This is a genomic window from Streptomyces sp. NPDC002573, assembly GCF_042889625.1.
In the GTDB taxonomy this organism is placed as follows: Bacteria; Actinomycetota; Actinomycetes; order Streptomycetales; family Streptomycetaceae; genus Streptomyces; species Streptomyces gibsoniae.
Genome location: NZ_JBIARC010000179.1, coordinates 1 through 5,351 on the forward strand (window position 1 = coordinate 1; position 5,351 = coordinate 5,351).

Consider the following 5,351-nt stretch of genomic DNA (forward strand, 5'->3'; position numbering starts at 1 on the left):
CTCAAACCGAAGCCCTCACGCTCTGGTGATGTGACGGACCTTCCGGGCCGAAATACCCGGAATGCTGAGAGTCGCTGAGGCTCCCAGCAACGGCTTTCCACTGACACGGCGGTGGTACTTTGCGACCTCGGGGCTGTCATGAAGCGGTACATCCCCAGCTGGCTTACTGTCACGAACGCGGCACATCGCAACCGGCGGCAAACCACCCGTCACCAGGTTGACCAACGTCCCTGGGCAGTACAGCTACCGCTCTTGGGGTCGGGGGTGGTGGTGGCGTGGTGGGCCCACACTCCGGCGTAGCAGCCCGCCTGCAACTCGAGTTTCACCGAGCCGCTGTTCTGGCCCTTTCCGCTGCCGCGGGAGATCGTTCCGCTGAGGTCCTGGAAGTGGTGGCCGTATTCGTGCGCGATGACGTAGGCCTCGGCGAACGGGCCGCCAGCGCGGATCGAACTCGGCCCCGACCACTGGGGAAACGGCGTCGGCGGCCGGCTCATCCGCAGTCTCTGCGCCTGGCCCGACAACAGGGGCTGCTCGGTCCGGCCCGATCCGCCGATCTTGGCCCGCAGCTCCCGCTCCCCCGGCCCGCACCCGGTGGCCCGGAGTCAGCCCGGTCCCTGCCGGGACCGGGGTCAGATCCAGTCCTTGCGCTTGAAGGCCCAGTAGAGCAGCACCGATGCAACGACCATGACACCGGTGGAAGCCAGGAAACCCGCGTGGGTGTTGACACCTGGATACGGAACGTTCTGCCCGTAGAAACCGGTGACGGCCGTGGGGACGGCCACGATCGACGCCCAGCTGGTGACCTTCTTCATGATCAGGTTCATGCGATTGCCCTGAACGGTCAGATTGGTCTCCATGATGGACGTGATCATGTCCCGCAGCGACTCGGTCCACTCGGTGGCCCTGAGGACATGGTCATACACATCCTGGTAATAGGGGAGCAAGGGCTCGGCGACGATGTGCAGGTCACGCCGGAGGAGGCTGTTCACGACCTCCCGCATCGGCAACACCACGCGGCGCAGCTTCGTGAGGTTCTTACGCAGCGCGTAGGAATCGCGCTGGACGGAGTCAATCTGCTCGCGCCCCTCGTCGAAGAGCAGATCCTCCACTGCTTCGATACGGTCGTCGAGATCCTGCACGGCGGCGAAGTGCCCGTCGACTATGTGGTCGAGCAGTCCGTGCAGCAGGAATCCCACCCCGTACTTGGCGAGATCACTGTTGTCATCCCAGCGTTCGACGACCTTCTCGATGTCGAACCGTTGGTCGGGGCGAATGGTGATCAACGCCGTAGGTGTTATAAACACGGACAATTCACTCGCGGTCAGCTGTCCACTGGTCTCGTCGGTACTGATGGCGTAGGCACTGAGGAAGGCGTGGGTACGGTAGCGGTCCAGCTTGGGCCGCTGATGCTCCTGACGTGCGTCCTCCACCGCGAGCTCATGCAGACCGAACTCCTCGCTGATCATCGCGAAGTCGGTGGAGCACGGATCGCACAGGTCGAGCCAGACCGCCACGTCCGGATCGTTCACGTATTCCGAGATGTCCGCGGTCGGAAAGTCCTCCAGGATCAGAGAGCCGTTGCGGTAGAGCCGTGTGCGAGTCATGGCCACGCACCATAAGCCGCACTGGTAAGAAGCCCGCTTCCGCTCCTTGCCGAGGGTTCGCCCGTCAACACGAGTGCGCGCGCCCGGGCGGGGCCGGTCAGGAGCGTTCGTAGCAGCCCTCGAGGCGACCACGAGCGAGCACGTCTCCGGCAGCGGCGATCACCTCGCGTGGCTTGACGGAGTCCGGTACCGCCTTACCGTTGCTTTGAGCCTCAAGGGCTCTCAGTCACGGCAGCTGTAAGTCTTGATCCACGGGCTTCGGTCACGTGGCCGCCGCGGCGGTGACGTTGTTCCACCGGCGGTGGGCCTCGGTGGCCTGGTGCTGGTGATGGCGGCGCCAGGCGGACCAGTGCAGGATGTGGTCCCGGTCGCGTCGGGGTTGCGGAAGCGCGGTGATCCGCAGGATGGCCAGGAGTTCGCGGCCGCTGGCCGGGGCGAGTTCCAGGCCGTGTCCGGCTCCGTCAGCGGTGCGGGCGTGGGTGACGGCGAGGACGGCGGCGGCGAACAGGCTGATCAGGCTCCAGCGCATCCAGGAGGTCCAGCAGGTCACCTGGCCCTGGTCGAGTCCGGCCAGGCCCTTCGCTCCTTGGAAATCCTCCTCGATCTTCCAGCGGGTGCAGATGATGTTCACGAGGGTCGTGAGGCTGACGGGGGCGGCCGAGTGGCAGCGGTAGAAAGACAGTTCGCGGGTGTAGCGGTGGCGGCGTACGACGAGGAAGGCGTGTCCGGCGGTGGCTGCGTCCGCAGGTGTGTCGTCGGGCAGGACGTCGATCAGCGCCCAGTTGTAGTGCCGGTCGCCCTTGGTGCCGTTGCCCGTGCGCAGGCGCATCCAGGCCCTGGCCGGGACCTTCGCGGCCAGCTGTGTGGCCGCGAAGCGGCCGACGGCGGTGGTGGCGCGGTGGTCGGCCTTGACGGCCAGGGCGTAGTCGAAGCCTAGGGTGCGGGCGGTGCGGCGCAACTCCAGGCTGCCGTAGACCTCGTCGCCGGTGAACCAGCGGGCGGCAAGGCCCAGTTCACGGGCACGGTGCAGCATCGCGGCGGCCAGCTGCGGCTTGGTGGCGAATGTGATCTCGTCGGGCACGTGCCGCAGCAGCCGGCGTTCCTCGTCTTCGGCCCAGGCCGCCGGCAGGTACAGCTGACGGTCGATGAGTGCGTGACCGTGCACGGAGGCGTAGGTGAGATGGACGGCGACCTGGCACAGACCTACCCCGCCCAGCGCACCGGAGTACTGGTGGGATGCACCCACGCAGTCGGTGGAGGACTTCTCATCGCCCGTCTCGTCGACGACCAACACGGCCTCATCGTCGGTGAGTTCGCCTGCCGTCCAGGCGGCGAGATGATCGCGGGCCAGGTCATGGTTCCAGGCGCCGCGCGAGAGGAAGTGCTGAAGCCGGTACGGCCCGTCATGGCCCAGAGCCTGTGCGAGCGTCCAGCAGTTACGCCGCTCCAACTCCATCAGCATCCCCTGTGTCATCGCCCTGCCCAGCATCCGCGAGTCCCGGCGCGGGAAGCAGACGGCCACCGCCGCCATCAGCGACCCGAACGCCGCTGTCCAGGCCCGCTCGGCTATCGTGGCCTCCACGGCCACCTGGTCCTTGATCGTCGTCACAAGCGTTCATGATCACGGTGGCCGTCCTCGTGCCCGCACCCACCCTCCTGGCCTGCACGGATACCTCAACGATCAAGACTTACAGCTGCCGTGTCTGTCTCAGCGCGTTCTTCCCGGGCTTCGCGAAGGGCTTGGTCGAAGTCGTCGCTGAAGCGGTGGACGCCGTCGTTGGCCATGTCCAGGCCGCCTCCGGTCATGGCTATCCCGCCGCTGACCGCCAGAACTGCTTCGACGCAGCCAGCACCCAGTGTCTCGGGGCACAGCAAGACTCCGCCGCCTCCGCCTACGATGCCCTCCGTGATTCCCATGTCCGCTAGGAAGCCGCCGCCAACGCTCTCGAGGAGGTCAGCCGCGAGCTGCGGGCTGTTGTCCCAGAACGCCTTCGCATAGGGGCTGACTGTGTTGACGGTGTCCTTGAGCCACCCCGGTATCCAGCTGCCGTCGTCATCGTCCTGCTGGCTGTTCTTCTTCCGCTGTTCCTCGACCCACTGCCGAAACCGCGCCTCTTCCTGCTGCTGTTTGACGACTGCGGTGTGGTAGGCCTCCGTCGCCGCCTGTGCCGCGGCCGTGGCGTCCTTGCCTGCTGCCGTGGCTGAGTCTCGGGCGTTCTGGGCGGCCGTCCAAGCCGAGTCGGCGGAGCCCCGTGCGGAGTCGGCCGAGTACTGGGCGGAGGTGGCCGAGGTGACGGCTGCGGCTGCGGCGTTTTCCGCGTCCTGCTGGGCGTTGCGGGCGGTCTTAGCCGAGGAGGCGGCGTCCTTGGCGGACTGTTCGGCCTGGGCGGCGTAGCCGTTGGCCTGGGTGGCGTACTTCTTCGCGTCGTTGGTCGCTGCTTCGGCTTGTCTGCGGTACCCCTCGGCTTCGGACGCGGCTTTGGCTGCGTTGGCTGCTGCCCTGCCCGCTTCGGCCGCGTTCTTCTGGGCGGTGGCGGCGATGCCCGCGGCCTGCGCGATCAGCTGCTGGATCTGCCCCTCGTGGGTGGCGGCGAGCTGGTCCTGACGCCGGGCCTTGTACTGGCCGACCGTGATGAAGGCGTGCAGCAGGTCGGAGGGACCTTCCAGAGCGATGCGGGCGGCGGCCTTCAGCTGGGCGCCGTTGCTCTTGTTGTTGGTGTCGGCGAGCTGGGCGGCGCGGACGCGTTCGTCCTGGGTGCGTGCCTGGGAGTCGTCGGTGGTGATGAACTGGCGCAGGGCGTCCGTTGTGTCAGTGTTGAGTGCGGTGCGTCCGGCCTGTTGTTCGATCGGGCCAGCGTTCGCGATGGTCCGGGCGACGACGAGGCGCATGTCCTGCTTCATGGCCTCGTACTGGCCGGTGGCTAGAAACGCACTCACCGCGGCAGCGTCGCCTTGCAGAGCCTTGGCGGCAGCGGCGCGCACGTCGGCGGAACCAGCGACCAGCGCAAGGCCTTCGACATCCTGGCGGTCGTCCTGGCTGCTGGCCTCCTGGCGGCCGGTGCGGATATAGGCGGTGATGTCCGCGTCGGAGCCTGCCAGGGCGACCAGGGCTGCGGACTGGCTCCACGGGCGGCCGGTCTTCGCCGTCGCCAGGGCCACCTTGCGGGCTACGGGCGCGATCTGCGCGGGGTCGGCGCCGGGCTGGGCGGCTTGGTCTGCCAGCTTCGCCGCCTCAGCCTGCAGGTCCTTGGCCTGCTGCACGGCTGCTTGCTGTGCCGCGGTGCGCTGGTCCTCCTGTGTTTTGAGGTCCCGCGCGCGGGCGATGGCCTCGTTGGTGCGGGCGGTCAGCTGCTCGGCGTCGATACGGACGGCCAGGTCGTGGACCTTCTGGGCCTTGGCGACCGCTGCACTGGCCACGTCGGCGTCCTTCTTGGCCTCCTTGGCGTGCGCGGCGGACTGCTTGGCGGCATTCGCCGCCTCACCCGCGTGCTTGGCCGCGTCGTCGGCGGCCTTGGCCGCGTTCTCCGCGTGCGTGGCCGCATCGTTGGCGGCATCCCGGGCCTCACCGGCGGCGGAGGCGGCCTCCTGCGCCAGCGCCTGGGCGGCGTCGGCGGCGCGGCTTGCCTCCCGGGCGTGGCGGTGGGCGGCGGCCGCGGCGTTCTGCGCTTCGGCGGAGTGGGCGCCGGCCTGGTCGGCGTAGGAGTTGGCCTGGTCGGCCGCGTCCGCGGCGTCGCTGGCGTTGCTGCC

General features: G+C 68.1%; 3 protein-coding genes and 1 pseudogene. All 4 read right to left on the reverse strand.

Annotated features, from left to right (window positions below):
• Positions 1 to 245 precede the first annotated feature (245 nt).
• Positions 246 to 440, reverse strand: a pseudogene (locus tag ACFYX0_RS46575) (neutral zinc metallopeptidase); the annotation flags it as partial.
• 189 nt (positions 441 to 629) lie between these two features.
• Positions 630 to 1,604: a magnesium transporter CorA family protein gene (locus tag ACFYX0_RS46580; RefSeq protein ID WP_388981604.1), complete on the reverse strand. Its 975-nt coding sequence runs from the start codon at positions 1,602 to 1,604 to the stop codon at positions 630 to 632.
• Positions 1,605 to 1,866: 262 nt separating this feature from the next.
• Positions 1,867 to 3,213: an IS701 family transposase gene (locus ACFYX0_RS46585; RefSeq protein WP_388981606.1), complete on the reverse strand. Its 1,347-nt coding sequence runs from the start codon at positions 3,211 to 3,213 to the stop codon at positions 1,867 to 1,869.
• Positions 3,214 to 3,278: 65 nt separating this feature from the next.
• A partial coding sequence (locus ACFYX0_RS46590) for an ALF repeat-containing protein (protein WP_388981609.1) occupies positions 3,279 to 5,351 on the reverse strand: 2,073 nt, incomplete at its 5' end.

What these genes read in the sequence shown, in the direction of transcription:
- ACFYX0_RS46580 (WP_388981604.1), bottom strand. Translation starts at nt 1,604, where the DNA reads ATGACTCGCACACGGCTCTACCGCAACGGCTCTCTGATCCTGGAGGAC.